28 protein-coding genes are annotated in these 26,907 nt (G+C 45.8%); 11 read left to right on the top strand and 17 right to left on the bottom strand.

What is annotated here, in order from left to right; all coding sequences use genetic code 11:
- Positions 1–3: 3 nt before the first annotated feature.
- The gene (gene leuC, locus GJB59_RS07800) at positions 4–1,422 is read right to left on the bottom strand and encodes a 3-isopropylmalate dehydratase large subunit (protein WP_142826703.1); all 1,419 of its coding nucleotides are present in this window, start codon (positions 1,420–1,422) and stop codon (positions 4–6) included.
- A gap of 19 nt (positions 1,423–1,441) precedes the next feature.
- Positions 1,442–2,650, bottom strand: a complete 1,209-nt coding sequence (locus GJB59_RS07795; RefSeq protein ID WP_142827218.1) for a CaiB/BaiF CoA transferase family protein — start codon at positions 2,648–2,650, stop codon at positions 1,442–1,444.
- Between the two features lie 379 nt (positions 2,651–3,029).
- Here GJB59_RS07795 and GJB59_RS07790 point away from each other — a divergent pair, with 379 nt between their 5' ends.
- The 3 genes from GJB59_RS07790 (at position 3,030) to GJB59_RS07780 (ending at position 5,149) form a co-directional block, all read left to right on the top strand.
- Positions 3,030–3,698, top strand: a complete 669-nt coding sequence (locus tag GJB59_RS07790; protein WP_142826702.1) for a GntR family transcriptional regulator — start codon at positions 3,030–3,032, stop codon at positions 3,696–3,698.
- Positions 3,698–4,573 (top strand): hydroxymethylglutaryl-CoA lyase, encoded by an 876-nt coding sequence (locus GJB59_RS07785; protein ID WP_142826701.1) that lies wholly within the window; start codon positions 3,698–3,700, stop codon positions 4,571–4,573. The genes GJB59_RS07790 and GJB59_RS07785 overlap by 1 nt, the downstream gene beginning before the upstream one ends.
- Positions 4,574–4,750: 177 nt before the next feature.
- The gene (locus tag GJB59_RS07780; protein WP_142826700.1) at positions 4,751–5,149 is read left to right on the top strand and encodes a RidA family protein; all 399 of its coding nucleotides are present in this window, start codon (positions 4,751–4,753) and stop codon (positions 5,147–5,149) included.
- A 104-nt stretch (positions 5,150–5,253) separates the two neighbouring features.
- Here GJB59_RS07780 and GJB59_RS07775 read toward each other — a convergent pair whose 3' ends face one another.
- From GJB59_RS07775 to GJB59_RS07765, 3 genes are all read right to left on the bottom strand, one after another.
- Positions 5,254–5,787: a glutathione peroxidase gene (locus GJB59_RS07775; protein ID WP_142826699.1), complete on the bottom strand. Its 534-nt coding sequence runs from the start codon at positions 5,785–5,787 to the stop codon at positions 5,254–5,256.
- Positions 5,788–5,948: 161 nt separating this feature from the next.
- Positions 5,949–6,917 (bottom strand): aldo/keto reductase, encoded by a 969-nt coding sequence (locus GJB59_RS07770; RefSeq protein ID WP_142826698.1) that lies wholly within the window; start codon positions 6,915–6,917, stop codon positions 5,949–5,951.
- 32 nt (positions 6,918–6,949) lie between these two features.
- Positions 6,950–7,738: an N-acyl homoserine lactonase family protein gene (locus tag GJB59_RS07765; RefSeq protein ID WP_142826697.1), complete on the bottom strand. Its 789-nt coding sequence runs from the start codon at positions 7,736–7,738 to the stop codon at positions 6,950–6,952.
- A 517-nt stretch (positions 7,739–8,255) separates the two neighbouring features.
- On the opposite strand from GJB59_RS07765, the gene GJB59_RS07760 reads away from it, so the two are divergent.
- Positions 8,256–10,652: a putative bifunctional diguanylate cyclase/phosphodiesterase gene (locus GJB59_RS07760; RefSeq protein ID WP_328822963.1), complete on the top strand. Its 2,397-nt coding sequence runs from the start codon at positions 8,256–8,258 to the stop codon at positions 10,650–10,652.
- 73 nt (positions 10,653–10,725) lie between these two features.
- Here the strand turns inward: GJB59_RS07760 and GJB59_RS07755 are convergent, their stop codons facing one another.
- The 8 genes from GJB59_RS07755 to zwf all read right to left on the bottom strand — a co-directional run bounded on the left by GJB59_RS07755 (position 10,726) and on the right by zwf (position 18,429).
- Complete coding sequence (locus GJB59_RS07755) at positions 10,726–11,331, bottom strand: flavin reductase family protein (RefSeq protein WP_142826696.1); 606 nt, start codon at positions 11,329–11,331, stop codon at positions 10,726–10,728.
- A 248-nt stretch (positions 11,332–11,579) separates the two neighbouring features.
- The gene (locus GJB59_RS07750; protein ID WP_185959991.1) at positions 11,580–12,173 is read right to left on the bottom strand and encodes an NADPH-dependent FMN reductase; all 594 of its coding nucleotides are present in this window, start codon (positions 12,171–12,173) and stop codon (positions 11,580–11,582) included.
- 13 nt (positions 12,174–12,186) lie between these two features.
- On the bottom strand, positions 12,187–13,170 hold the full coding sequence (locus GJB59_RS07745) for a ring-cleaving dioxygenase (protein WP_142826694.1): 984 nt from the start codon (positions 13,168–13,170) through the stop codon (positions 12,187–12,189).
- Between the two features lie 70 nt (positions 13,171–13,240).
- Complete coding sequence (locus GJB59_RS07740) at positions 13,241–13,675, bottom strand: MarR family winged helix-turn-helix transcriptional regulator (protein WP_142826693.1); 435 nt, start codon at positions 13,673–13,675, stop codon at positions 13,241–13,243.
- Positions 13,676–13,866: 191 nt separating this feature from the next.
- The gene (locus tag GJB59_RS07735; RefSeq protein ID WP_425325247.1) at positions 13,867–14,199 is read right to left on the bottom strand and encodes an ArsR/SmtB family transcription factor; all 333 of its coding nucleotides are present in this window, start codon (positions 14,197–14,199) and stop codon (positions 13,867–13,869) included.
- A gap of 27 nt (positions 14,200–14,226) precedes the next feature.
- Positions 14,227–15,993 (bottom strand): SulP family inorganic anion transporter, encoded by a 1,767-nt coding sequence (locus GJB59_RS07730; RefSeq protein WP_142826691.1) that lies wholly within the window; start codon positions 15,991–15,993, stop codon positions 14,227–14,229.
- Positions 15,994–16,186: 193 nt separating this feature from the next.
- Entirely contained in the window at positions 16,187–16,750 is a 564-nt protein-coding gene (locus GJB59_RS07725) for an NADPH-dependent FMN reductase (protein ID WP_142826690.1), read from the bottom strand.
- A 161-nt stretch (positions 16,751–16,911) separates the two neighbouring features.
- Positions 16,912–18,429, bottom strand: a complete 1,518-nt coding sequence (gene zwf / locus GJB59_RS07720) for a glucose-6-phosphate dehydrogenase (protein ID WP_236015521.1) — start codon at positions 18,427–18,429, stop codon at positions 16,912–16,914.
- 275 nt (positions 18,430–18,704) lie between these two features.
- Here zwf and hxlA point away from each other — a divergent pair, with 275 nt between their 5' ends.
- The 6 genes from hxlA to GJB59_RS07690 all read left to right on the top strand — a co-directional run bounded on the left by hxlA (position 18,705) and on the right by GJB59_RS07690 (position 23,168).
- Positions 18,705–19,346, top strand: a complete 642-nt coding sequence (hxlA, locus tag GJB59_RS07715) for a 3-hexulose-6-phosphate synthase (protein WP_142826689.1) — start codon at positions 18,705–18,707, stop codon at positions 19,344–19,346.
- Between the two features lies 1 nt (position 19,347).
- Positions 19,348–19,902: a 6-phospho-3-hexuloisomerase gene (hxlB, locus tag GJB59_RS07710; protein WP_142826688.1), complete on the top strand. Its 555-nt coding sequence runs from the start codon at positions 19,348–19,350 to the stop codon at positions 19,900–19,902.
- Positions 19,903–20,068: 166 nt separating this feature from the next.
- Entirely contained in the window at positions 20,069–20,689 is a 621-nt protein-coding gene (locus GJB59_RS07705) for a cyclase family protein (RefSeq protein WP_142826687.1), read from the top strand.
- A gap of 32 nt (positions 20,690–20,721) precedes the next feature.
- Positions 20,722–21,582: a Cof-type HAD-IIB family hydrolase gene (locus GJB59_RS07700; protein WP_142826686.1), complete on the top strand. Its 861-nt coding sequence runs from the start codon at positions 20,722–20,724 to the stop codon at positions 21,580–21,582.
- Positions 21,554–21,910: a winged helix-turn-helix transcriptional regulator gene (locus GJB59_RS07695; RefSeq protein ID WP_142826685.1), complete on the top strand. Its 357-nt coding sequence runs from the start codon at positions 21,554–21,556 to the stop codon at positions 21,908–21,910. Before GJB59_RS07700 ends, GJB59_RS07695 begins: the two co-directional genes overlap by 29 nt.
- 178 nt (positions 21,911–22,088) lie before the next feature.
- Complete coding sequence (locus tag GJB59_RS07690) at positions 22,089–23,168, top strand: AI-2E family transporter (protein ID WP_142826684.1); 1,080 nt, start codon at positions 22,089–22,091, stop codon at positions 23,166–23,168.
- 21 nt (positions 23,169–23,189) lie between these two features.
- Here the strand turns inward: GJB59_RS07690 and GJB59_RS07685 are convergent, their stop codons facing one another.
- Together GJB59_RS07685 and GJB59_RS07680 are read right to left on the bottom strand one after the other, a co-directional pair.
- Positions 23,190–23,354, bottom strand: a complete 165-nt coding sequence (locus tag GJB59_RS07685; protein WP_185959990.1) for a hypothetical protein — start codon at positions 23,352–23,354, stop codon at positions 23,190–23,192.
- Between the two features lie 238 nt (positions 23,355–23,592).
- The gene (locus tag GJB59_RS07680) at positions 23,593–24,552 is read right to left on the bottom strand and encodes a LacI family DNA-binding transcriptional regulator (protein ID WP_142826683.1); all 960 of its coding nucleotides are present in this window, start codon (positions 24,550–24,552) and stop codon (positions 23,593–23,595) included.
- 319 nt (positions 24,553–24,871) lie between these two features.
- On the opposite strand from GJB59_RS07680, the gene GJB59_RS07675 reads away from it, so the two are divergent.
- Positions 24,872–25,765 carry an SDR family oxidoreductase gene (locus tag GJB59_RS07675; protein ID WP_142826682.1) on the top strand — a complete coding sequence of 298 codons (894 nt, stop codon included), beginning with the start codon at positions 24,872–24,874 and terminating at the stop codon, positions 25,763–25,765.
- 105 nt (positions 25,766–25,870) lie between these two features.
- Here GJB59_RS07675 and GJB59_RS07670 read toward each other — a convergent pair whose 3' ends face one another.
- Together GJB59_RS07670 and GJB59_RS07665 are read right to left on the bottom strand one after the other, a co-directional pair.
- Positions 25,871–26,428, bottom strand: a complete 558-nt coding sequence (locus GJB59_RS07670; RefSeq protein WP_142826681.1) for a copper resistance CopC family protein — start codon at positions 26,426–26,428, stop codon at positions 25,871–25,873.
- Positions 26,429–26,464: 36 nt separating this feature from the next.
- Complete coding sequence (locus GJB59_RS07665; RefSeq protein ID WP_142826680.1) at positions 26,465–26,716, bottom strand: anti-sigma factor; 252 nt, start codon at positions 26,714–26,716, stop codon at positions 26,465–26,467.
- Between the last annotated feature and the right edge of the window lie 191 nt (positions 26,717–26,907).

Here is a 26,907-nt window from a genome sequence, read left to right as displayed (position 1 = left end):
TGACTACACCCCTTCTCCCACTTTAATCGGCCAGTTGCGGACATCTACGAAATGTCCTTTGATTGCCGCTGCTGCAGCCATGGATGGGCTGACCAAATGTGATTTTGAATCCCTTCCTTGACGCCCTTCAAAGTTGCGGTTTGAAGTGGAGGCAACCCGGTCCCCAGGCTTTGCGATGTCGGGATTCATCCCAAGGCACATGCTGCATCCGGCTTCACGCCATTCAAATCCGGCATCCATGAAGATTTCTGCCAGCCCTTCGTCCTCCGCCTGCTGTTTGACAGACTGTGAGCCCGGCACCACAAGAGCACGAATCCCTGATGCCACTCGATAACCGGCAACCACTTTAGCGGCTTCACGCAAGTCCTGAATACGCCCGTTTGTACAGGATCCGATAAAAACCGTATTGACGGCAATATCCGTTATGGCCGTTCCAGGCTCCAAATCCATGTAGGCCAGTGCGCTTTCAACCATTTGGCGTTTTTCTTCTGCCACCTCCGCAGGTCCCGGCACCTTACTGTTTATACCAACCACCAAACCCGGATTGGTTCCCCATGTCACCTGCGGTTCGATTTCCGAACAGTCAAATTCGACAGCACGGTCAAAATCGGCATCTTCATCGCTTTGAAGCAGTCGCCAATCTTCCATTACCGCCTCCCATTCTTGTCCTTGCGGCACATATTCCTTTCCTTTCAAATAGTCGAAAGTCGTAGCATCCGGGGCAATCAGCCCGGCGCGTGCGCCGATTTCAATAGACATATTGCATATCGTCATCCGTTCTTCCATTGTCAGATTGCGGATAGCTTCGCCGCGGTACTCCAGGACGTAGCCGGTCGCAAAATCATGGCCATACTTCCCGATCAGCGCAAGGATCAAATCTTTTGCAGTTACGCCGATTGGCAGCTTGCCGTTAAAATTGATGGCCATCGTCTTTGATTTATACTGCTTTAGCGTCTGGGTAGCCAGTACATGTTCAACTTCGCTTGTACCAATACCAAAAGCAAGTGTTCCGAAAGCGCCATGCGTTGCGGTGTGACTATCTCCGCAGACAATCGTCTGTCCCGGTTGGGTCAAGCCCAGCTCTGGCGCGATGATATGAACGATTCCTTGTCTGGCGCTAAAAAGGTCGAATAATTCAATGCCGAAATCCTTGCAGTTTTGGCGTAATGCCTCTACTTGCTGCTCAGCTATTTTGTCTTCGAACGGAAGATGGCGATCTGTTGTTGGGATCGAATGATCCATCGTCGCCAATGTCCGATCCGGCCGGCGGACTTTCCGGTTTGCCAGCCGAAGTCCATCAAAAGCTTGTGGTGACGTTACTTCATGAATCAAGTGAAGATCGATATAAATAATATCTGGCTGCGCTTGCTGTTGCACCACGACGTGGCGGTCCCAAATTTTTTCATAAAGCGTTTTTCCCATAGCAGCTTCCTTCTTTCGGTCAGATAATTTGGTGGTCCTTCAAGTCCTTCAGTTTTTCTTCATCATAGTTCAACAATTTCCCATAAACGGCGGCGTTGTCTTTTCCAATGGATTCAGCTCCCACATGCTTCACTTTCCCAGGAGTCCTGCTAAGTTTTGGAACCACACCAGGCATGGGGAATTCCCCCAAAACCGGATGATCTGTTTTGATGATCATGTCTCGCGCTGCGTAATGCGGATCTTCCACAATATCTTTCGCTGAATAGATGCGCCCGGACGGAACCCCTTTCTCTGCCAGTATTTCCAGCAGCTCTTTCGTATTTATGGATTTCGTCCATTTCTCAATTAATTGGTCAAGCTCTGTCATATGCTCACTTCTGGCATGATGCGTATGGTATTTCGGGCTTTCAAACAATTCCGGCTGCCCCATCGCTTCACAAAGCCGTTTGAAAACCCCATCTGCATTTCCGCCGATGACCACATAGGTATTTTCTTTCGTCAGGTAAATATTAGACGGTGCCACACCCGGAAGAATATTCCCCATCCGCTCACGCACATAACCCGCCAGCAGATAATCAGGGATGGTGCTTTCCATAACCGAAAACACCGACTCATATATGGCCGTGTCGACCATTTGCCCTTTTCCTGAAAAATGCCGTTCATTCAATGCGGTCAATGTACCGATCGTCGCGAACAATGCCGCTAACGTATCTCCCAGCGAAACTCCGATTCTCGAAGGTGCCCTGTCAGGAAATCCGGTGACGTGGCGGATACCGCCCATCGCTTCACCCACACTGCCAAATCCAGCGCGTTTATGGTAAGGGCCAGTTTGCCCGTAGCCTGATGTGCGTGTCATGATGATCCGGGGGTTGATCTCAGATAATTCTTCATAAGAAAGATTCCATTTTTCCATGGTGCCCGGCCGGAAATTTTCGATGACTATATCCGCTTCTTTGACCAGATCCCTGAAAATATTCTGTCCTTCTTGGGTCCTCAAGTTTAACGTCACAGATTTCTTGTTGCGTGACTGGATTGGCCACCAAAGTCCTTCACCGTCTTTTTGCTGTCCCCATTGCCTCATCGGGTCCGCTTTGTCCGGTGCTTCAATCTTGATGATTTCCGCTCCAAAATCTCCAAGCATGCGTCCGGTAAATGGGCCCGCAAGCAATGTTCCCAGTTCCAGCACACGGATTCCTTCGAGTGGTGATCTTTCTTGTTGTTCGTTCATCGTCGCCGTACCAAGAGTCGTTCCTTCTGCTTCCATTGTGTGATTATCTGTTGTCATCCATTGCACCTCCGAGGTATAATTCTGTAGCCTTGAAACAAGCCTCTATTGAGAGCGCTTTCTTTTTTGGTATAGCCATCGTCTTTTTCAATTGCTGCTAACTGCGGTTTCTTCGAAAGATCCAAAGTTAAAAACATAATTTTCTAACAATTAGCAATTGATTAAAAACTATCACATTGTATACAGTAGGTCAACTTATTTTTAATCCTTAGTAATTAAATAGCTAAAATCACTGAAAAAACATTTATATTCACAGTAAATTGATTATAGTTTGCTGTTATATTTTTTATTGTATACAATAAATTAAAAGCGAGGAGATTATATGAACCCGTATAACGCGATCAAGAGCGCAATCATTATCGGAGAATATGAGCCAGGCAAGCGTTTAACAGAAGAAGCTCTTGCGGAATCACTGCAAGTGAGCCGAACCCCGATCCGGGATGCCATTAAACAACTGGAATCGGACGGGCTGATTATTCCATTTAAACGCAGAGGTTATATCGTCAAGGAGTTTTCCATCGAAGACATCCGCCAAATTTATAATTTGCGTGCATTGCTGGAAAGTCATGGCGCCGGCGAAGCCGCTTTAAACCGCACCAAAGAAGAACTGCAGTTTATGCATGAAAAAAATACAGCTTATGAGCAAGCCATCAGCAAACTGAAAAGATCCGATATCTCCACCATAAAAAACATTCAGCAAGCCAATCAGGAGTTCCATGAAGAAATTTTCAAAGCGACGAAAAACGAGCACCTCAGGTCCCATATTTCCAAAGTTGTTGTCGTCCCTTTGATCTTCCGTTCATTTTATTGGTATAACGAACGCCAGCTTCTTCGTTCATTGGAAGTGCATAAGACCATTTTGAAAGCGATTGAGAACCGGGAACCGGAACGTGCGAAAATCGCCATGCAGGAGCACATCTATCAAGGCCGGGATGATGTCCTGGTCCAGATGGCCAACCCGAAAATAGAGTTATGGAAAGGGGAAGTCTAATGATTGAAATTTGTGAAGTGGGTCCTCGTGACGGACTGCAGAATGAAAAGAAACTGGTCACCACTGACCAAAAAGTTGATATGATCACCAAACTGATCGATGCAGGCGCCCAAAAAATAGAAGCAGTATCATTTGTAAATCCGAAAGTTGTTCCGCAAATGGCTGACGCTGAAGAAGTCATGAAGCTAGTTCCCCGGCTTGATGGCGTTTCCTATGCAGGTCTTGTCTTGAGCTATTCCGGTTTGAAGAGAGCGTTGGAAACAGCTGTCGACAGTTATCATGTTGTAACGGCAACCAGCGATGCCTTCAATTTAAAAAATGCCAGAAAAACCGTTGATCAGAATGTAGCAGAGCTAGTGAAGGTCATAAAAGAAGCGGCTGATGCGAAGAAAACAGTAGCAGGCGTTCTCGGCACAGCTTTCGGCTGTCCATTTTCTGGAGATGTTCCGGTTAACCGGGTTCTTGAAATAGCCGAGACCTTCGTCAAAGCAGGCGCAACCGAAATAACATTGGCCGACACAACCGGACTGGCCACTCCCCTCCAAGTGAGTCATTTGGTTCAGGAATTCCAGAAGCAGTACGGAAATGACATTAAACTCGGCCTCCACTTTCACAATACAAGAGGGTTGGGGTTGGCAAATGTATTAGCGGGCTATCAATCCGGAATCCGCCGCTTCGATTCCTCGATCGGCGGTCTGGGCGGCTGTCCTTTTGCGCCGAAAGCCGTCGGCAATGTCTGCACCGAAGATATGGTCAATATGTTCGTCGGCATGGGCATCGAAACTGGAATGGACCTCCAAGGACTCATCGATACCGCTGTATGGATGGAATTGCAGATGGAGCGCCCGCTGGATGGCATGATGATGAAGCTGTAAGGTGGACAAGCTCAGTAGAATTCAATACTACGCGCATGCGAAAAAAATTAATCTGAACAAAGCAGCTTAAGACTCTTTTGTAAGAAGTTGCGGTATAGTGCACTATGGAATAATTACAATTAGGTTAAAAAATTCAGTTGCTAACCTTTCAACCACCCAGAAAGGCGGAAAACTCAAATGGACAACAGCAAAATCACACGACGAAATCCCGGGAATATGCCAAAACCTGTCGGTAATTACAGCCACATCACCAAAATACCGAGAAATGCCGAACTATATGTGACTTCCGGTCAAATTGGCGTGGATTTCAGTGGGAAGCTTCCAGAGAGCTTTAATCAACAGCTTGCCAATACCTTCGCCAATATACGCAAAGTGCTGGCTTCCGAGCAGTTAACCGCCGGTGACATCATCAAGGTGAATATATGGGCAACCGAGAAGATTGATTGGGAGTTCATGTATTCCGAGTGGTCACAATTGTTCGGCGGGGATTATCCTGCAATGACTGTTGGATACATCACGGAATTGGGCTTGCCTGAAATCAAAATTGAAATTGAGATTTGGGCGGCTAAAGTTTAGCACGAAGATCTTTTTTATGGAGACAAAAGAAAAAAGCAAGGCTGAGCGGGTATCCGCTCAGCCTTGCTTTTGGTTTTCTGCTTTCTTCTATCCTATTCTATTCATCAAGCTTCGTTCACGAGTTGCTCAATGATGCGTTCCATCTCTTTCGGTTTGACTGTCGGCGCAAAGCGATGCACCACATTTCCTTTACGGTCTATCAGGAATTTGGTGAAATTCCATTGGATATCCGAGCTTTCCAACATGTCACGATCTTCCCTTTGCAAAGCACCTGCCTCATCAAACTCCTCATCCGCCGCGGCCTGGCTGCGCAAGTATTGATATATCGGATGAGCATTTTCACCATTTACCTCGATTTTTTGGGCAAGCGGAAAACTGACACCAAAATTGGTTGAACAGAACTCCATTATTTCTTCGTCCGTGCCAGGCTCCTGTCCCCCGAACTGATCGCATGGAAACCCGATGATTTCAAAGCCTTTTTCTTTATGCACTTTGTACAATCCCTCCAATTCTTCGTATTGAGGGGTCAATCCGCATTTACTGGCGGTGTTGACGAACAATAGGACCTCGCCTTTCAAAGTTCCGAAATCTATTTTTTCTCCATTTGATAATTTCGTCTGGTACGAATAAATCGACATGAAAATCCTCCTTCAATAACTATGGTGTATTTACTCCATACAAGCTTAGTATCCCGCTTTTCGGCATCCTTTACAAATTCGGTGTTTCCATAAACCCCAAAATGAAAAAGGACTAGCCCTTAATTACAAGGGACCAGTCCTTTTCCTCTTCCATTAAACCCTTACCCTTCTTCTGAACGATCCGTTGGCAACGGCGGCGCTGCCGATAATCCCGAGATTTCCTGTCGCCACTCCGGTGTCATGTCGATTTTCAACGCTGCAAGAGAAGGCTCCAGTTGTTCAAGGCTGCGGGCTCCGATAATCGGTGCCCTAACGTCCGGATTGGACATGACCCAAGCAACGGCGAGCGTGGCCGGATGCACTTCCCGCTCAGCTGCATATTGCGTGAAGCGGTCCGCGGTCTCAAAATAGGAATTTTCAGCATAGCGTTTCTGGTAGTTTTTCTGCACGACCAGCCTGGCCTGTTCCGGTTTTTTACCGCCTGCATACTTCCCGGTCAGCAAGCCGCCGCCAAGCGGACTATAGGAAATCACTCCCATATTCTCCGCAGCAGCAAGCGGCAGAATTTCCACTTCCGCCTGCCGTTTCACCAGGTTGTACATCGGCTGCACACATTCGAAGCGGGCCAGGCTTTCTTTGGCCGAGATGCCAAGAGCGGTGGCGATTTGCCAAGCAGCCCAATTGCTTACTGCAGGATAAAGGATTTTCCCTTGGCGCTGAAGGTCATCCATGGTCCGTAAGGTTTCTTCAATCGGCGTCAGTGGATCGAAAGCATGGACAAAGTAAAACTCAATTCGGTCCGTATTTAATCGCTTCAGGCTGTTTTCAACTTCCAGCATCATATGCCGGCGGGACAATCCTTTATTGTTAATGCCGGACGCAGTGGCTCCATTGACTTTCGTCGTCAGGACGATGTCGTTCCGACTGTCCGCAATGCATCTGCCCAATATCTCTTCTGACACCCCTTTATTGTAGACATTGGCGCAGTCGAAAAAGTTGATGCCTTCCTCCCGGCATCGGTTAAACATGGCACGCGAGGTTTCTTCGTCGGCATTCCCCCCGAACGACATCGTCCCAAAACACAGCTTTGATACTTGAATCCCGGTATTGCCAAGTGTTTCATAGTCCATCGTCTTTCCCCCTTTGATCGTTCTCCAATCAATCACGATATCCTTACAATAATTCCTTCCAGCTCAGGACTCGGTGCCGGGAACCTTTCCATCACTTTCGGGTCATGGCCGGGGACCCGAATGGTTGCCTCATCGCTCACCGAACGGACCAGATCAAATGCCTCATACATTTTCGATAGGTCATGGATAATTGGATAAGGACGTTCTTGTTCAAAATTTGCATAGAAATGGCTGACATCGGACATTAGGATGACGTTTCCTTCCACAGTTTGCACTTTGACGAATTGCAGACCCGCTGAATGGCCGCCTGTCCCGTATACCGTGATGCCCGGTACAATTTCTTTTATGCCGGACACGAAATCCACGCGGCCTTCCAGGTTTTCTTTAACCAGATGCAAGACGTCTTCCGCTTCCACCAATTTCCTGAACTCCTTGCGGGAAGCGTTCTTCCCTGCCCAAAACATCATCTCGGCTTCCTGCAGAATAAATTGGGCATCCGGAAACTTTTCCAGATTCCCGATATGGTCGTAATGCATATGCGTCACGATGACATGCTTGACATCTTCCGCTTTGATGTCCAAACTGCCCAAGGTTTCAATGGGGCATCTTAAAAAGTCACGCTTTCTTCGGGCCGCCACCGCTTCAGTGAATCCCGCGTCAATGACAACCGTGTGTGTATTGGATTTCGCGACCCAGATAAAATAATCCATCGGCATGGAACCATCTTCATGGGGATCGCTCCTGCCATAAAAATGTTCAGATGCCCTCGCTTCTCTTGCAGCATATTTGATGGCAAACACTTCGTAGACCCCTTCGCTCACGGCTTCTCTCCTAACATAAAATTATGTTTGAAAATTAAGTTTATTTCACGCACCTTCTATGTATTCCATAGCACCGCTTAAATATCCTTTAGTTTATAAAAGTTTAAATTCTTAAAGCTGCTTAGAAAAAATCACTTTCAAAAAATCACAGCCGAAATGGTAACTTTCCGTTTTAGCTGTGCTTCCATTTCATCCACACATCAACATTTCAATTACCCGTTTTTTATTGGTAACTACTAATAATTTTCATGACAATTCTATATGGTTATCCAACAATGCTGTTCTTTTATTCCGGATTAAAGTAGATTTCTTTACCGTGAACCATATAAAAGTACCTTCCATTTAAATAGGCCATTAGACTTTTCACCTGAAAAAATGAGTAATTATTTACACAAAATTGTTATTATCTGTAATGTTTGTGTTTCTTTATACGATAAACTTCTTTATAATGGAAAGAAATATGAATGAATTTGTTAAATTCTAATAGTTCTTTTCAAATTCCCATACTAAAAATGAGGTGAAGAAGATTATTCCTTCCAAAACAAAAAAACTGTTTTCTGGTTTTATCCTTCTTCACATTTCCGTCTATTATGGCTGGATTATATTTGGGGGTACCGGAAGCAGCCAATTGCTGGCCCTTCATTTACTGTCATGGATCGCTCCTTTGGCTGCTGCAATCACCCTGCTCACTGTCTATTTGAAATCAGCCGGCAGGGACCGCTATTTCTGGCTTTTGGCTTCACTGGGATGCTTCAGCTACACGATCGCTGAAAGCTTTTGGTTATACAGCCACATCGCAACAACCAGCGAAGTCGCCTATCCGGGATGGCCAGATTTGTTTTATTTTCTTCAGATGTTTTTCTACATAGCTGCTTTTGCTTATCAAATTTTACAAAAGAAAGAGAGCGCCTACCAGATTAAATTTCTTTTTGATATGGGTGTCCTTGTCTCGGTATCCACAGCGCTCAGCTGGCATTTTCTAATTTACCCCCTTGTTGCAGGCTCTTCAACTCCTCTGCTGTTTGCTGTATCGATCGGCTACCCTGTCGGTGACTTGCTGCTGCTGTTCGGGGCCATCAGCCTTTACCACGGCTCTCTCCACTTTTTCCCGCGTCGCGTACTGGCTTTTATTGTAGCGGGGTTGATCGTGCAGGTAATTGCAGATAACGTACATCTTTACTCAACGATTGCCGGCAGTTACAGCTATGGTAATTTATACGATCCTCTATGGTCTTTTGGCCTGCTCTTGATGGCACTTGCCGGCTTGCAGTCACTTGAAAGTTCCGAAGAACCAGTTTTGCAAACCGCTATTGCACTGCCTGACGGAAAAATCACTTTGCGGCTGCTGCTTCCATACTTCAGCATGATTCTGCTGTTTGTCGTCATGATCTTTGAACAACAGGGAGAGATGAACGGGCTGATTGCCGGCGCTGGAGCTTCTGTTCTCCTGTTGATCACCAGACAGATTTTTACTTTGCGGAACAACCAAAAGCTGTTATACCAATACCACAGCCTGACTTCCGTGCTCGAGCACAAAATCGAACAGCGAACGGAAGAAATTACTTCCAAAAACCAACAGCTGGAAAAAGCAGTGCAACAGATGAAGCACATGGCCTACCACGATGTGCTGAGCGGATTGCCGAACAGGCGGCTGTTCTTGGAAAAACTTGAAACCTCCATCTCTGCGGCGGCACAAAGTTCAAAAAAAGTCGCTGTTGTGTTCATTGATTTGGACCGGTTCAAAAACGTTAATGATACTTTCGGCCATGAGTTTGGGGATTTATTGCTGCGGCGTTTTTCGCAAAAAATCAGCGAAAACCTGCGTTCCAACGATGTCATTTCCCGGCAGGGCGGCGATGAATTCACGTTAATTCTCAACGATATCCAAACCGAAAACGACATTATCCCAATGATCCACAGGCTGCAGTCCGCTCTTTCAAAGCCGCTTACTGTCAATGAACAGGAATTGCATATCTCAATGAGCATCGGCATCGCTGTCTTTCCTAAAGATGGTGACACAACAGAAGAATTACTGAAGCACGCCGACAGCGCCATGTATCATGCCAAGGAAAAGGGGAAGAACAGTTATCAATTCTTTACGGATGAAATGGCTTTTACCTCCTCTAGAAAAATAGCACTCGAAAACGATCTGCGCCGCGCAATTACTTATGATGAGTTTATCTTGCACTACCAGCCGCAGGTTGAGACTTCAACAGGAGAAATTATCGGCATGGAAGCATTGATCCGCTGGCAAAAAGCAGGCGGGGACGTTATTTCACCAGGCGAGTTTATTCCTTTGGCAGAAGAAACACGGCTGATCCTGCCAATGGGTGAATGGGTGCTCTATACAGCCTGCCGGCAGGCTAAAGAATGGCATGACGCAGGATTTTCTCAGCTGAAACTGGCTGTGAATTTATCTCCCCTGCAGTTTGCACAAGATGATTTGCTGTACACAATCGAACAGGCTCTTGAGCAAACAGGTTTTCCCGCCTCTTCGCTCGAACTTGAAATTACGGAAAGCGTTGCCGTTGATGACGCGGAAAAAGCCATTTTCCGCATGCAGGCATTGCGGCAATTGGGCGTGCAGATTGCCATCGACGATTTTGGCACCGGCTACTCATCGTTGAGCTACCTGAAGCGCTTTCCGCTCAACAACTTGAAAATCGCTCAACCTTTTGTTCAGGACATGGCTACCAACCTTGATGACAAAGCACTGGTTGAGGCCATGATTTTCATTGCCCACAGCTTGGACATGTCGGTCATTGCGGAAGGTGTGGAAACCGAAGAGCAGCTGGCATTGCTGAAAGAACTCGAATGTGATGAAATCCAGGGCTATTTCTACAGCAAGCCGCTGACTGCCGAGAAATTTACAGCTTTGCTTGCACAAGGATTGCCTTCCGAGAAGATCGTTTAATCGGTAGAAAAGATATCAATTCAAGCAAAAAGGAAGAAAAGGCGCTTTCCAAAAAGCGCCTTTTCTTCCTTTTTTATTTTGGCCGCTCCAGCGAAAAGATCTCGCCAATTGCCGCATAGCTCGATCCTGCGAGCCGGCTCACTGCATCCAATCCTCGCGGGTCGATGCGGCCGTTTTCGTAAATACTGTCGTCCACATGAAACTGGACGATTTGTCCGATAAACAAATCACTGCCAGGACCGTCGCCTCCCAGTGCAACAGATTCCACTAAGCGGCACTCCATACGGATTTTCGATTCCTGAACCCCTGGAACCGAAACGAGCTGACTCGGAATCTGCGTCAGGCCGGCCATTTCCACTTCACTTTCCGAAGGTGGCAAAGAAGCCGCAGTTTCATTAATCTTGCCGACATTATCGCGGTCCACAATATGCACCACAAACTCGCCATTCGCGTAAATATTGCGAGCTGTATCCTTCAGCTCCGCTGTCGGCCGCTGAATTGACAGAGAGACCATGGGCGGATTGGAGGAGACGATGTTGAAATAGCTGAACGGCGCTCCGTTGACCACGCCCGACTCTGATTGCGTCGTGACGAATGCGATGGGACGCGGAATGATCGAGCCGACCAGCAGTTTGTAGTTGTCCCGTTCTTTGTTTTGTTCCGGATCGATTGAAATCATTCTTATCTGCTCCTTTACTGATGGAATTGAAATTTGCATTGATTTTGCTTCCTGCTTCACTTAACCTGTGGACGCGCTGGCGCTTGGCCAATCATCGAAGAATAGGAGTCACATTATTTTTTCTATTGTAAGAGCAGGGAAACAAATTCTACTCCTCTAAGTATATCCCTGCACATCTCTATTGTAGCTAAAAAAACAGAATGCGCAGCTGTTTATGCACATTCTGTGATTTATATCTAAAAGATGGATTAACGGATGGTTTTCAATGCCGTTGACCACGGGATGACCTGGTCCAGCATTTGATTGACAGAATCTTCCTGGACTGGCGCCGCTTTTAGTTCGGCACCGTTTTCAAAGTCTGTGAACAGGGACAGAGCCGGGTGGACGCGCACATCCGCCACTGACAATTCACCTAAAATACCGCGTAAATGTTCTGCAGCACGTGCTCCGCCTACTGACCCATAAGATACGATGCCGGCTGCTTTATTGTTCCATTCCACACGCAAGTAATCGAGTGCATTTTTCAATGATCCTGTGATCGAGTGATTGTATTCCTGTGCGATAAAGACGAAACCGTCCTGTTTCGCGACCGCTTCAGACCAGCCGGCCGCGCCAGATGCGTCACTGCCGTGTTCGCCAAGCAAAGGCAATTTATAATCTGCGATGTCGATGATTGTATAGTTCGCGTCTCCGCGTTTGTCTGCCAATTCTTTTACCCAGTTTCCGACCTGTGGGCTTAAGCGCCCTTCGCGTGTGGACCCTAAAATGATGCCGATGTTTAGTTTAGTCATTGTTGTTTCCTCCTCTTGTTGTTTTCCGAATAATTTACTGAAAATACTCATGTTTTCCCCCTGTTTACAGATATTCTTTTTCGATGGTGCGTGTGCTGCGCACCGTATCAATCGGTCGCACCAATTTCTCGATTTGGTCGCGTTTCGGCTCTAAAAATGGCGGCAATGACAATTTTTCGCCCACTGTTTCGTAAGGCTCATCGCCCATAAAGCCAGGCCCATCTGTTGCCCATTCGAACAGGATGCCTTGTGCTACCCGCACATACAGCGATTCGAAGAAAAAGCGGTCGACGTAGCCGGACGTATTGAATCCAAGATTTTGCATACGGTCGATCCATTCCTGCAACACGCTCGTATCCGCTACACGGAAGGCTGCGTGGTGAACAGTTCCGAAGCCTTGACGTCCGGAAGGCAACAATTTATTGTGCTCGACAATCACTTGTGCGCCGTTTCCGCCTTCGCCTACTTCAAACAGGTAGAAAGATCCTTCTTTTGCGACTTGGCGCATGAGCATGGCTTTTTCCAATACTTCTTTGAATGATTCAAATTCCGCGATGCGGATATGGATTGGGCCAAGGCCAGTGATGGCGAACTCCAGGGGAACCGGCCCATTCTGCCACGGCGTCCCGGATGCTACGCCTTCGTTGTTTTCGTCCGATACCAGCATGTATTGCTGATCGTCGAAATCGACGAATGATAAGGTTTTCTTGCCAAATACGTCCTGGATGCCTTTGTGCTTCACTTCGTATTTGTCAAAGCGTTTGATCCAATAAGACAAGGCATCATCCGTTGGAACACGGAATGCTGTTTTGTAGATTTCATTCGTGCCGTGAGTGCCTTTCGGGATGTTCGGGAAATCGAAGAACGTCATGTCGGTCCCCGCCGAACCCTTGTCATCCGCAAAAAATAAATGATAGGTTTGGATATCATCCTGGTTAACGGTTTTTTTAACCAGGCGCATGCCCAGTACGTAAGTGAAAAACTCGTAGTTTTTTTCAGCGCTGCTCGTGATGGCGGTTACGTGGTGCATTCCTTTTAATTCGTTCATAAGTATCTCTCCTCATTTTTGGTATTAGTATGGTTATTATCTCGAAGCCGAGATATAGGATTAAAAAAATTTAAGCATTTTGTGATCGGCAGCCTATCTTTTTGACGGTGCAGATCATTTCTTCCAGTTCCTGCTGCTCAATTCCTTGAAACACATTGTTGATGGCTTGTTCATGCTTCGGAAAAATCGTCTCCATTATTTGCTGGCCTTCAGTCGTCAGTTCCGCGAAGGTCACACGCCGGTCTTCCGGGCATGCTTTTCGTTCGACGTAATTTTTCGCTTCCAGTTTATCGACCACATAAGTGATGCTGCTGCTGGCAATCAAGACTTTTTTGCCGATGGATTGAATCGGCTGTCTTCCCCGATGGTACAGCAATTCCAGCACCGAAAATTCGGTCGGGTTCAGCCCGTATTGCGCGACATCCCTTTTAATCAGTTCGTGAAGAGCATCTGTGGCCCGAACCAGTACAGTCAATGCTTTCAAGTTAAGATTCAGCACTTCCATTCGGTTCACCTCATTTACCTTGAATTAATATATCTTTAATTCGAGATAATCATACCATGTGTATTTTCCGACGTCAACCATCTGCGCTGAATTATCTTTTAGCCTGCCGAATACAGACGTTCCGCATCTCTTTTTTGCATAAAAAAGGAATGGATATCAGCCTCTCCATTCCTCCGTGTTTCCATTAAACTCTATTCTTCTTTATCCGTGTACTTGAGCCGGTCCAAAATCGTAATCGTTTCCGACAGCTGGTTGTTAAAGATCCTTTTAGCCACATCCAATAGTTCCGTGATCATCGGGTCCCGCAACGAATAAATGACGCGATTTCCTTCTTTTGTGCCGGTGACAATATTTTTCGCTTTTAAAACCGTCAGTTGCTGTGATACTGCCGATCCTTCACTTTCAGCTAATAGCTGGATTTCATTCACACTTTTATCGCCTTCAGCTAATATTTCCAGAATGCGAATCCGAAGCGGATGAGCCAAAGCCTTAAAAAATTCAGATTTAAACCGCTGCATTTCCATATCCAAGCCTTCTCTTCCCTTCTATAGCTATTTTAAATTGTTCGCTTCTTTATCGGTTGCCGTTTTTACGAATTCCAGTCCAGCTGAAAGAGCCGTACATTCCTTGAAAGCAAAATGCTGGCAGCCCAAGCATTTGGTTTTGTCGAGCTTGCCCAAGGAAAAGTTGATAGCTTCGCCGGTATGCTCAAAGAAATGCTCTTCTCCAGTATAGGCATACAATCCGGTTTTTTTCATTACCGATATCGGATGGGGTTTCATGCCAGAGATTAAAACAGTGCCTTGCTTTGAAAAATCTGTGATGATGCTGGACAAGTACGATTCACCTGTTGTGTCCATAAAAGGCACTTTGCCCATTCTGAGCATCAGTACATTCGGTTTGTAATTGATGGTATTCATAATGGATTGCTCAAAAGCCTGAGCTGAACCAAAAAACAAAGGCCCTTCTATATTGTATATGCTTATTTGCGGGCAATCGTGAATATCTGTCACCATATGCGTCGCCATTTTTTCATCTTTGTGGTTTGGGTCCGGCAGCGCTTTAGCTGTTACCAGCAACTCACTCATTTGTTTGGTGAACAATAGGACAGCAAATAGGAGCCCGACTTCTACAGCGACAGTCAAACTGACAAAAACGGTCAACAGAAAAGTGGCAGCCAAAACCAGCGAATCTGCTGTTTTTGTTTTTAACAGGGCGACAAATACATGCCTTTCGCTCATATTCCAGGCGACGATCATCAAGACCGGCGCCATGCTCGCTAATGGAATCACTGAGGCATAAGGGGCAAATAGAATAAGGACTAGGAAAACAACCACCCCATGGATTATTCCTGAAAAAGGAGACACTGCCCCGTTTTTTATATTGGTTGCTGTTCTGGCGATGGCGCCGGTAGCAGGAATTCCGCCGAACAAAGGGGTAACCATATTCGCAATCCCCTGCCCAACCAGTTCACGATTGCTGTTGTGCTTACTGCCTGTCATGCCGTCAGCAACAACGGCAGAGAGCAAAGACTCAATCCCACCCAACATAGCAATGACAAATGCTGGGCCAATCAGCAGTTGGAGGCGCTCAAAAGTAATTTCAGGAACATGAAATTGCGGAAGAGCATTTGAAATTTCCCCAAAAGTAGAACCGATCGTTGCAACTTCAGCAGGGAAAAACACACTCGCAACGATTGTCGAAACGAGTAAACCGATCAAAGGCCCGGGAACTTTGGGAATAATCTTTGGAGTTATAATAACTGTGATCAGGCAGACAACAGCGGTTAAGACACTATATAGATTGACTGTTTGGATATGGAGGAAGATTTCTTTGACATTCGGCAAGAAGGATTCATGTTTTTCTACACCAGTCAGTCCTAAAAAGTTAGCCACCTGTCCCACAAAAATGATGACAGCTATTCCAGACGTAAAGCCGATCGTTACCGGACGCGGGATGTATTTTATCAATGAACCAAGTTTGAAAATCCCCATAAAGAGCATGATGACGCCCGCCATAAATCCTGCCAGCAGCAAGCTTTCGTACCCGTAAGCGATGACTATGGCAAACAAGACCGGGATAAAGGCTCCTGTAGGACCGCCAATCTGAAATTTGGATCCGCCGAAAATCGAAATGAGAATACCAGCAATGATGGTGGTATAGATTCCGTACTCTGGATTTACTCCGGAAGCGATGGCAAAAGCCATCCCTAAAGGAATGGCGATAACGCCGACAACCAAACCTGAGAGAAGGTCCTTTTTGAAGCTTTGGAATGAATAACCTGCGTATCTTCCAGTGAAAAACGGCTTCTTCTTCATAATAAAGACCTTCTTTTTCTTTTTATAGTATATCTGATTATTTGAATATTTATTAGTTCCAATATACACCTAGTCGATCGATTGTCAACTATTTTCGATTCAAGATAATTTATTGACCCAAAAGATCTTCAACACAAAAAGAGCAATCCGAAAAACGGACTGCTCTTGGCCATTGAATGTTCTGTAAGATTTCTTATTTATTCCGCAAAGGTTCAAACGCATTGGTCCAGGCATTGACCTGATCGAGCAATGTTGTAACCGAACCTTCATGGACATCAGCCGGTTTGAATTCACTCATCTTAACAAAATCAGTGAATAAAGACATTGCCGGATGGGCTCGGACAGAAGCTACTTGCAGCTCCGCTAAAATGATGCGCAGCGATTCAGCCGCACGGACGCCGCCTGAAGAACCATAGCTGACAATGCCTGCTGCTTTGTTGTTCCACTCTACATACAAGTAATCGATGGCATTTTTCAACGCTGACGTTACGCCATGATTATATTCCGGACAAACGAAGACATAGCCATCCAGTTCTGCAATTTTTTGAGACCACGGAATCGCTTCAGGGGTTTTGTAATCCTGGCTATATGCAGCTGATATTGGCTCTGCATACATCGGCAAATTGTAATCCGCCAAATCCACGATTTCATACTCTGCATCTCCGCGCTTGTCTGCGATGTTCTTAACCCATTCTGCAACCTGAACGCTGTTGCGTCCAGGACGTGTGCTTCCTGTGATGATGCCGATTTTTGTCATAGATAAATTCCTCCTCAAATTGTGATCCTTCTTTTGATTTGTGAACTTTCACTCCTTGATGCCCCTTTATCATATGACAAATAACTCTCAGTTTCAAACTAAATGTCTGAATAGTCTTTTTAATCCTCAGCGGTGCTATGTGCTCTCTCTAAGAATGCTTTCTACCACCATTTATATCCATCGACCATCAACAATTCGTTGGCAGCCCTCGGACCCTTTGAACCGGCAGGATAAAAATGCAACGGCAGTAAATCTTCCTGGAAAGCTTCCAATACCGGCTGAATCCATTCCCACGACAGTTCCACTTCTCTCCAGTTGGCAAAGAATGTGGCGTTGCCGCGGAGTGCATCGAACAATAGCAGCTCGTAAGCTTCCGGCTGATCTTCTGAGTTTGTAGACAAATTGGTCCAAACCGGCTTGAATTCGTTGCTGGCAGCATCTTTTAAATTTACGCGCAGCGAAATGCTTTCATTGGGGCTGATTTCAACCATCACCAAATTGGGAGCGGCTCCTTTTAGCATTTCTGAATCCATCGCTCTGTTTTCAAACTCAATGACAATTTGTGTAGATTTTTCGTTCATTCGCTTGCCGGTCCGGATATAAAAAGGAATTCCTCTCCACGATGGATGGTCAATCGCAATTCGTGCAGCAACATACGTATCGTTTTTCGAGAGATCAGCGACTCCCTCTTCTTCCCGGTACCCGGCAGCCGGGGAATCTTGAATCTCTCCAGACTCGTACTGTCCACGGATAATGTTCTGATGCGCATGTTCTTTTACAATCGGTTGAAGCGACTCAATGATTTCGGTCTTATTGACCCGGCTTGTACTTACCATAAGGTTGTCCGGCAAATGGACGGCAGTCATCATTACCAGCTGCAACAGGTGATTTTGGACCATGTCGCGAATCGCCCCGGCTTTGTCGTAATAACCTGCGCGGTCTTCTATCCCGACCGTCTCGCTCGCAGTAATTTGGACATTTGAAATTTGGTGATGGTTCAGCAGCGACCCCAGCACCGGATTTGCCATAACCAGGGTTTTCAGGTTTTGAACCATCGGCTTGCCAAGGTAATGGTCAATTCTGTAGATTTCCTCTTCCCTGAACACTTTCCCCAAATTATGATTGAGCGTTCTTGCCGTCTCCAGATCCCGGCCAAATGGTTTTTCAACAATGAGACGATTCCATCCGCTGCTCTTTGAGACTCCGGTTGCGTGCAGGTTGGAAGCAATTCCATCGATTAACCCTGGCGCCACTGACAAGTAAAACAGCCGATTTTGCGGAATGCCCAGTTCGTTTTCTCTTTTTTCGATGAGTTCATCCAGCTGGTGATAGGCCTGTGTTTCGGTTGCGTCGAATATGCAATACCGGAACTTCTCTAAAAAATCTTGCAAAGTAGCTGATCGAACAGCTTTTCTGGAATAGGTATGGAGCGATTTTTCTATTTTCTCTTGAAACACTCTGTCTGTGTAATTTCTTCTGCCCAATCCTACAATCGAAATTGTGTCTGGCAGCTTGTTATCAAGATATAAGTTATAAAGCGCAGGAAACAGCTTTCGCTGTGCCAGATCCCCGGTCGCTCCAAACAAAACAAAAGTCATGTCTTGCATGACCCATTCTCTTTGAGATTCATCCAATTCATCTATATGATTAAATTCTTCCGTTAAACTCTCGATACTCATGCACTAAACCTCTCCCACTCTATCACTCTATTTTCTGCAGCTTGTAAACGCATCTGATAATCACAACAGCTTCCATTATAGTGGCTTGTCTCCTTTTATGTAAGTACGCAGTTTAAAAACCATTAGGTGCCTGGCACAGAAACAATTCTATCCCCGCCGCCACTGATGGTATACTTTTTGTCAGTATGTGATTTCAAAGTGCGTACTTCACAAAAACACCAATAGGACTTAGACTGAGTGTGAGCCAAAATAAGAATATGAGGAGATTCACATATATGAAATTACAACTAGCATTAGATTTAGTAGACATTCCACAAGCAATCGAATTGGTTAAAGAAGTAGAGGCGTTTATCGATATCGTTGAAATCGGAACTCCGGTCATTAACAAAGAAGGCTTAAAAGCCGTTACAGAAATGAAAGCAGCGTTTCCGAACCTGGAAGTTCTTGCAGACGTAAAAATTATGGACGCTGCAGCTTATGAAGTATCGAATGCCTCTGCGGCAGGTGCAGACATTGTCACAATCCTTGCACAAGCAGAAGATTCATCTATCAAAGGTGCAGTGGAAGAAGCGAAAAAACAAGGCAAGAAAATCCTTGTAGACATGATTGCAGTAAAAGACATTAAAACACGTGCGGCAGAACTTGATCTCCTTGGAGCAGATTACATCTGTGTCCACACTGGATACGATTTGCAGGCAGAAGGCAAAGATTCTTTTGAAGACTTGCGCACCATTAAAAGCGTCGTGAAAAACGCACGCACAGCTATAGCTGGCGGCATCAAACTGGAAACATTGCCAGAAGTCATCAAAGCACAGCCTGACCTGATCATTGTCGGCGGCGGCATTACAAGCAAAGACGACAAAGGCGCAGAAGCTGAAAAAATCCAGAACCTGATCAAACAAAGCGTGACCGTGTAACATGAACACCACGAGCTTTACAGAAGAAATTTTGGCCGAACTAAACCAGACGCTAACACTTATTGACGATACAGAAGCTGAAAAGCTGGTGGCCGGCATCCTACAGGCACAGAAAATATTTGTCGCAGGCGGCGGCCGCTCGGGCTTTATGGCAAAAGCCTTTGTCATGCGCATGATGCACGTCGGCTTGGATGCATATGTGGTAGGCGAAACGGTGACTCCGAATTTGGAACCCGGTGATATTTTCATCGTCGGTTCCGGTTCGGGCGAAACCCAGAGCCTTGCAGCGATGACAGAAAAAGCAAAAGACATCGGCGCTTTGGTAGTGGCCATTACCATTAATCCTCAGTCTACAATTGGAAGTCTCGCAGACATTACAATTGAAATTCCGGCTCAAGCAAAAGCGGACGGCGCCAGCGGCAAGTCCATCCAACCGATGGGCTCGCTGTTTGAGCAGTCGCTTCTCCTTTTCTACGATGCGGTGATCCTGAGATTTATGGATAAAAAAGGGCTCGAATCCGATACTATGTACGGCAGGCACGCCAATTTAGAGTAAAATAAATAAGCATGAGCCTGATTTTTTTAGGCTCATGCTTATTTTCCTTATTCCACAGACCCAAAGCCGGGAGTAGTCCAAGCACTATCACTGGACAGACGCCCAAAAAGCATGCCAAGCTGAACATACTGTGAAAGAAACTATCTGCAACGGAAGGATTGATTGGATGAAAATGTATGATGTAACAGGTGAAATTTTTGAAGGAATGGCCGTATATAAAGACAAGCCGGAAAAACAGCCAAAACTAAATCAGCTGACAAACGGCTATGTGACAGAAACACGTTTGGAGATGGATGTCCATACGGGAACGCACATCGACGCCCCGCTTCATATGACTGTTGGCGGCGAAACGTTTGAATCGATTTCGTTGGACAAACTTGTAGGACAATGCAAAGTGCTGGATTTGACGGCATCCGAGAACGGCATTTCAAAAGCGGACCTGGAGGGCTTCGAGATTGAAAAGGAAGACTTTGTTCTATTTAAAACAAAAAACTCTTTTGACGACCATTTCAATTTTGACTTTATCTACCTTGCAGAAGATGGTGCAAACTATCTTTCAGAGCTCGGGGTTCGCGGAGTGGGAACAGACGCCCTCGGAATCGAACGAAGCCAGGAAGGCCACCCAACGCATAAAACCTTATTCGCCCATGACATCATCATCATCGAAGGCCTGCGCTTGAAGGAAGTTGAGCAAGGCGAATACTTTATGGTCGCAGCACCGCTAAAATTAGCCGGCACCGACGCTTCTCCTGCCAGAGTCATGCTGTTTGAAGGATTGAATTTTTAAAGTTGGCAAAAGAATTTCCAAGGAGCGAACCTATGTATAAAATGATTGCAATCGACCTTGATGGGACGCTCTTCACAGACGAACTGACGATTTCACCGGGAACGGTGGAAGCCGTCCAAAAAGCGAAGGAACTGGGAACGGTGGTCACGATTGCGACGGGGAGGATGTTCTCTTCTGCAAAACTCGTGGCACAGCAGTTGGGAATTGATGCACCGCTAATAACTTACCAAGGTGCCATGATCAAGGCTGCAGGGGAAGCAAACGCATTGTATGAGCGCGCCGTTTCCCCTGACATTGCCAAAAAGTTAATCCACATTGCCCGCGAGAAAAACATTCACTTGCAGGTCTATCAGGACGATATTCTTTACGGGGCCGCAGAAACCGATAAGTTGATCGCTTATGCCGAAGCTGTCCAAGTCCCGTATGCGGTAGAACCGGACTTGATTGGGCTTGCGCAAAAAGGGTTTACGAAACTGCTCTTTATCGACCAACCTGATGTGTTAGATCTTCTGCAAAAAGAATTGCAGACAATATTCGGCGACTCGGCCTATATCGAGAAGTCCAAAAAGAACTACTTGGAAGTGACACATCCCGAAGCAAACAAAGGAACCGCTCTTTTATTCCTGGCGAACCATCTTGGCATCGACCGCTCCGAAATTATCGGAATCGGCGATAACCACAATGATTTTGAGCTGGTCAAAGCGGCCGGTTTTGGCATCGCCATGGGCAATGCTGTACAGGAAGTGAAAGAGATTGCCGACTACACCTCGCTTACCAACAATGACGAAGGTGTACGCCATGCGATTGATGCGTTTATTTTAGAACCGCAGAAAGTGGCTGCAGCGGAGAGAGGAAGCGAAGACCATGCCCAACTTGGGAGAAAAAAGCTTTAATTGCGAAAAAGAACTGACGCTTTCGATCATCGGCGGAAAGTGGAAGATGTTGATCCTCTGGCATTTAGGCAAAGAAGGAACAAAACGGTTTGGCGAGCTGAAAAATCTGATGCCAGGCATCACCCAGCGCATGCTTGTGACTCAATTGCGTGAACTGGAAGAACATTTGATTGTGCACCGCGAAATCTATCCGGTTGTGCCCCCTAAAGTCGAGTACTCCCTGACTGACCAGGGACGCAGCCTGATTCCCATTCTTGACTCCATGTATGAATGGGGCAAGGATTACATGGAACATAACCTATTGGATACGAAAATAGAAAACAGCTAAAAACTACTAAATAAACAAGGCGGGTTGCAGATAAATGCAATCCGTCTTTTTTCGTGAATTCGAATTATGCCGGTTAAAGTGATTCTGCAAAGGGTACGTATGATAAAAGCGGGCAGCATATTCGCGCCTTTTTCCTCGTCATCCCCCACACTAACTCTCTATCGAAAGGAGTGTTCTAATGACACATAAAGTCTGGTTTCAAACAGCTGTCGCGATTATATTAACTTTAGTCATCATTCGTTTATTTATTGAAGTACAGGGTGTGTTTTCGCCACTCTTCGTTGTCGCAGAAACGATTTTCCTGCCTTTGCTGCTGGGTGGAGCGCTGTTTTACTTAACACGGCCCATCCTGCGTTTCCTGCAAAAAAAGAAGGTTCCCAAATGGGCAGCCATCTTACTCATTTTTGCGTTCATGGGTCTCCTTATATGGTTATTTTATGTGTTGCTGGCTCCGATTGTTTCCGAGCAGGCAAACTCCCTTGCAAGCAATTTTCCAGAAATTATTGAAAGCACAGAGGACTACGGGCAATATCTTCTAAACCAGCGTGAACACTTGCCGGATTCTGTCCGAGAACAAATAAACAGTGTCACTGGACAATTTACGGACTGGGCAGCCAATATCGGCTCATGGCTTCTGACTTTCTTGACAAGTCTGTTATCTGGTGTGCTCGCTCTTGTTCTTGTTCCTTTTTTCCTGGTGTATATCCTGATCGACCACGAGAAGTTTGCGCCATTCGTCGCCCATTTCTTTTCAGGAGAAAGAAAAACCTGGATTCGCAAAACTTTGCATGATATAGATGAAACCTTAAAGTCCTACATCGTGGGTCAGCTATTTGTGAGTTTGATTGTAGGTACCATGCTGCTGATCGGATACTTGATCATCGGACTTGACTATGCGTTCCTGCTCGCTTTAATCGGTGTCGCGACTAATGTCATCCCTTTCCTTGGACCTTATATCGCAGTAATTCCAGCCATGATTATCGCACTGTTTCAAGATCCGATAATGGCTGTCTACGTAGCCATTATCATGCTTGTTGCACAGCAGATTGAAGGAAACCTAATAACGCCTAACATCATGGGCAATGCACTGAACGTTCACCCGCTGACTGTGATCACATTAATATTGGCCGCCGGGAATATTGCCGGAATCTGGGGCATCATACTGGCCGTTCCTTTCTACGCCGTTGTAAAAACAGTGATTACTAATTTCTATAGCAAACGAAAAGAAATTGAAGAGACAGCTACAAGAGAAGTATAAGCTAAAAAATCTCACCAAAAATTAAACCCGAATGTTGGTCACTTGAAAAAGTGACTCTATTCGGGTTTCTATGGCTTCATACTCATACAGTTTCTGCTTTTCTTGTGCAGAACCCGTTGCTTTCCCTCTGTCTCTTCGGAAAATTTCTTCTTGGAGCATGATTTCACTCCAATAGTTCCTATTCATTTTCCCCCTTCAAACCAGCTTAATAAAGTTGCAGGAAATCACTTGACCTGAGAACGATATCATAAACTATGCTTAAGGTGAAAAGCAGTTCCCGCTAGTTTTTAATAATTCAGCGATGTCTTTCGTGAGTGTAACCTATTTCAGGGCATGATCACGCCTAAGTCTCTGTCTTTTACTGACTCCAGCCCGGGCTGCTTTTTGCCATTTCGTCACCAACAGCCTTATACAGTTTCCGCATTCAAACTGTCAGCCTTTCAATCAAGCTAACGGGAACTTCTTTATGTGAAGCTGATTCTGACAGGGTCTGTTCAAAGAGAGTCTGCCCAATGGAATTTAGCGGAATGCCAATTGTTGTGATGTTCATCGCCTTGGCAATCGGATGATTATCAAAGCCGATAATCGCAAGATCTTCCGGAATGGAGATTCCGTATTCAGGACTGGCGATCATTATTCCGGCTGCCACTTGATCACTGGTTGCAAGTAAAGCTGTAGGGCGCTGCTGCAATTTTGAGAACTGCTTTAACACGCGTTCGCCGTCTTCCAGGTAAAGACAGTCTTTAACGATATACTCTTTACGGTACCGCAGCCCTTTCGTTTCCAAAAAATCTTTGTAAGCCTGCTCCCTCTGCTTGCTGTTCGTTCCATCGGATCGATTGATGGAAAACCCGATTTCCCGATGTCCCCGGTCATACAAATAAGTTAACGCATTCATGAAACAAGCATAGTGATCGACGAATGTATAACTCAATGGCGTGTTCCCGCCATTTTCAAACAGCACGATATTTCCGTATTGGCGAAAGCGTTCTATAACAGCCAAAGAAACTTGTCTCGAACAAATGACCAGGTTGTCGATTTGCTTGAGTTTCAACATCTCCAATGCCTCCATTTCCTGCCCTTCCTGATATCCAGTCTGATAAAGCACAAGCTTGTAGTGATGAACGGAAGCAGCCGTAGATATGCCTTGCATCAATTGCGAAAAATACGGATGGTCCAGCAGCGGCAGCACCATACCCACTAAGTTCGTTTTGCCCTTTTTCAAGTTGATCGCATTGATGTTTTGGATATATCCCGTTTCTGCAATGGCTTTTTTTACCGCTTCCACTTTTTCCCGTTTTACATATGGATGGTCATTCAAGACACGTGAAACAGTGGCTACAGACACTCCCGCCAATCTGGCAACATCCCTGATAGTAGCCAATATATCGCCTCCTCGCTTCTAGTTCATCTTAATAAGGTATGTCTGTCATATAAGTGATTTTAACATGAATAAAATAAAGAACGAGCTTGCTAAATCCTTATAAAAGCTTCCCGACATTAAACAAGACCTTTTGTATTACGCTTGTTTGATACTTAGCGTGTTATAACTACGGGGCAGCTAAAGATGATGGCTGATTTTTCATTCAAAGAGCAATTATTTTTTCATGAATCGCTTACATTTTCTCATGCAGGTTTCACCTTTCTTTTAAGTGGTAGATAAAGAAAGAACCCATTTAATACCAACAGGAGGAGAAATTCAAATGACGAATATCCCAAACCCTAGAACACAATACACAACGGACAACTTTCCGAAACAATATCAAGAGCCGCCAGGCCTTCAAAACGAAATGAGCCCGCTTCCCGATTGCGGAGAAACGAGCTATACCGGATCAGGCAAACTAACCGGACGTAAAGCGCTTGTAACCGGCGGTGACTCTGGAATCGGCCGTGCAGCTGCTATTGCCTACGCACGGGAAGGCGCAGACGTCGCCATTAACTACTTGCCGGTCGAACAGCCGGATGCAGAAGAAGTCAAAAAACTGATCGAAGCTGAAGGGCGCAAAGCTATTTTGATTCCTGGAGATTTGAGCAGCGAATCTTTCTGCAAAGAACTTGTCGAAAAGGCACATTCCGAACTTGGCGGACTGGACATCCTGGCATTAGTGGCAGGCAAGCAGCAAGCGGTCGAAGACATTTTGGATTTGCCGACAGAGCAGCTTGAAAAAACATTCCAAGTCAACGTCTATTCCATGTACTGGACCGTAAAAGCAGCACTTCCGCATCTTCCTGCTGGGGCTTCCATCATCACAACCAGCTCTGTTGAAGGGTTTGACCCGAGCCCGATGCTGCTCGATTACGCAGCAACGAAATTTGCCATCATCGGCTTCACGAAAGCATTATCTAAACAATTGGCCGAAAAAGGCATCCGTGTAAATTCGGTTGCTCCAGGCCCAATCTGGACAGCTCTGCAAATTTCCGGCGGACAGCCGCAGGAAAACATTCCTGAATTCGGAAAAGGCACACCTGAGACGCCACTTGGCCGCGCAGGACAGCCTGTTGAATTGTCATCTGTCTACGTATTCCTGGCTTCAACCGAATCCAGCTACGTGACTGGACAAATTTACAGCATAACCGGCGGAATGCCAACTGCTTAAAACAAAGTCTAATCATTATAAAAAAAGCTTACAACGCCCGATTTTTCGGCGCTGTAAGCTTTTTCTTTATCTTAAAGTCACTTTCCTGCAACAATCGATCATTTTTCACTTTTTCTTCAATAGCCTGTAAGCGATAAATGCGACTGCCAGTAATGCTACCACAAGGAAAACTGTAATCATCGAGTTCCCTTCATCTTCTGCGGGTTGGACAGCATTCTCTTCTTCAGCTGGAGTTTCTGTTTCAACTACAGCTTCTTCTGTTGTTGGTTCTTCCTCTGTTTCTGCCTCTTCTGCCGCAGGTTCCTCTGCAACCGCTTCAACATTCAGCTCAAACGGCACTTCGCCTTCTATCGGATGGCCATCTGCTCCAATGATTTCCCAGCGGATGGTGTAAGCCGCATTTGGCAGTTCTTCCGACAGAGATCCCGTCATGACACTATCTGAAAGTGTGATTTCGTCAAATTCATAACTAGTGCCTTCACTTTCCAGCGTCATCGAGCTTCCCTGTTCGATGACAGTTCCAAAAGTTAGAACCACCTCTTCCAACGGTTCAACCATGACTTCTCCTTCTGCAGGTGATGACGAAGACAGCGTCGTATGCGCCTGCCCGATCAAAGGCAGCGAAAAAGTTGCCAGTACAAGCAGTATCATTATTTTTTTCATCTCTTAGTCCCTCCATTTCCAGTTCTTTTGGCTTTTTTACACGCTGTAGCCATATGATGAAGAACCCGATTCCGTCCTTTCTTCAAATACTATAGCCAATATCCTGGCTTTCATATCTTTAAAGAATGTTGTTTCATTCATTAATTTGGGAAGTTCGCTCATCAATTCTGCAAGTTCCCTGCACTCCCGACAAACCGCCAAGTGCTTTTCAATTCTCTCTTCCCACTGTTTATCAAATGGCAAAGATCCATTGATGTAGTCTACCACAAGGTCGCATTCCATCTTCACAATTGAATCCCTCCCTTTGTATTCTTAACCGTTATCCAGCATGAGCCGCTGTTGCGGCAAACAAAAAGCTAGCCGGTTAAGGCTAGCTTTTCATGACCGTCAATAAATCTTACTGTTTGCGTGTGCGAACAGCTACTGCAGTCGTCAGAGCCGCAAGCATCAAGCCAGCCAGTACCCATAGGAATGGGAAC

The sequence above is a fragment of the Planococcus soli genome, assembly GCF_016881065.1.
GTDB classification, from domain to species: domain Bacteria; phylum Bacillota; class Bacilli; order Bacillales_A; family Planococcaceae; genus Planococcus; species Planococcus soli.
This window is presented reverse-complemented; position numbering and strand designations above follow the sequence as displayed.

Bases quoted from the DNA above. Each gene is read 5' to 3' on its own strand.
- leuC (WP_142826703.1), bottom strand. From the start codon at position 1,422: ATGGGAAAAACGCTTTATGAAAAAATTTGGGACCGCCACGTCGTGGTG.
- GJB59_RS07795 (WP_142827218.1), bottom strand. From the start codon at position 2,650: ATGAACGAACAACAAGAAAGATCACCACTCGAAGGAATCCGTGTGCTG.
- GJB59_RS07790 (WP_142826702.1), top strand. From the start codon at position 3,030: ATGAACCCGTATAACGCGATCAAGAGCGCAATCATTATCGGAGAATAT.
- GJB59_RS07785 (WP_142826701.1), top strand. From the start codon at position 3,698: ATGATTGAAATTTGTGAAGTGGGTCCTCGTGACGGACTGCAGAATGAA.
- GJB59_RS07780 (WP_142826700.1), top strand. From the start codon at position 4,751: ATGGACAACAGCAAAATCACACGACGAAATCCCGGGAATATGCCAAAA.
- GJB59_RS07775 (WP_142826699.1), bottom strand. From the start codon at position 5,787: ATGTCGATTTATTCGTACCAGACGAAATTATCAAATGGAGAAAAAATA.
- GJB59_RS07770 (WP_142826698.1), bottom strand. From the start codon at position 6,917: ATGGACTATGAAACACTTGGCAATACCGGGATTCAAGTATCAAAGCTG.
- GJB59_RS07755 (WP_142826696.1), bottom strand. From the start codon at position 11,331: ATGATTTCAATCGATCCGGAACAAAACAAAGAACGGGACAACTACAAA.
- GJB59_RS07750 (WP_185959991.1), bottom strand. From the start codon at position 12,173: ATGAGTATTTTCAGTAAATTATTCGGAAAACAACAAGAGGAGGAAACA.
- GJB59_RS07745 (WP_142826694.1), bottom strand. From the start codon at position 13,170: ATGAACGAATTAAAAGGAATGCACCACGTAACCGCCATCACGAGCAGC.
- GJB59_RS07740 (WP_142826693.1), bottom strand. From the start codon at position 13,675: ATGGAAGTGCTGAATCTTAACTTGAAAGCATTGACTGTACTGGTTCGG.
- GJB59_RS07735 (WP_425325247.1), bottom strand. From the start codon at position 14,199: ATGGAAATGCAGCGGTTTAAATCTGAATTTTTTAAGGCTTTGGCTCAT.
- GJB59_RS07730 (WP_142826691.1), bottom strand. From the start codon at position 15,993: ATGAAGAAGAAGCCGTTTTTCACTGGAAGATACGCAGGTTATTCATTC.
- GJB59_RS07725 (WP_142826690.1), bottom strand. From the start codon at position 16,750: ATGACAAAAATCGGCATCATCACAGGAAGCACACGTCCTGGACGCAAC.
- zwf (WP_236015521.1), bottom strand. From the start codon at position 18,429: ATGAGTATCGAGAGTTTAACGGAAGAATTTAATCATATAGATGAATTG.
- hxlA (WP_142826689.1), top strand. From the start codon at position 18,705: ATGAAATTACAACTAGCATTAGATTTAGTAGACATTCCACAAGCAATC.
- hxlB (WP_142826688.1), top strand. From the start codon at position 19,348: ATGAACACCACGAGCTTTACAGAAGAAATTTTGGCCGAACTAAACCAG.
- GJB59_RS07705 (WP_142826687.1), top strand. From the start codon at position 20,069: ATGAAAATGTATGATGTAACAGGTGAAATTTTTGAAGGAATGGCCGTA.
- GJB59_RS07700 (WP_142826686.1), top strand. From the start codon at position 20,722: ATGTATAAAATGATTGCAATCGACCTTGATGGGACGCTCTTCACAGAC.
- GJB59_RS07695 (WP_142826685.1), top strand. From the start codon at position 21,554: ATGCCCAACTTGGGAGAAAAAAGCTTTAATTGCGAAAAAGAACTGACG.
- GJB59_RS07690 (WP_142826684.1), top strand. From the start codon at position 22,089: ATGACACATAAAGTCTGGTTTCAAACAGCTGTCGCGATTATATTAACT.
- GJB59_RS07685 (WP_185959990.1), bottom strand. From the start codon at position 23,354: ATGAATAGGAACTATTGGAGTGAAATCATGCTCCAAGAAGAAATTTTC.
- GJB59_RS07675 (WP_142826682.1), top strand. From the start codon at position 24,872: ATGACGAATATCCCAAACCCTAGAACACAATACACAACGGACAACTTT.
- GJB59_RS07670 (WP_142826681.1), bottom strand. From the start codon at position 26,428: ATGAAAAAAATAATGATACTGCTTGTACTGGCAACTTTTTCGCTGCCT.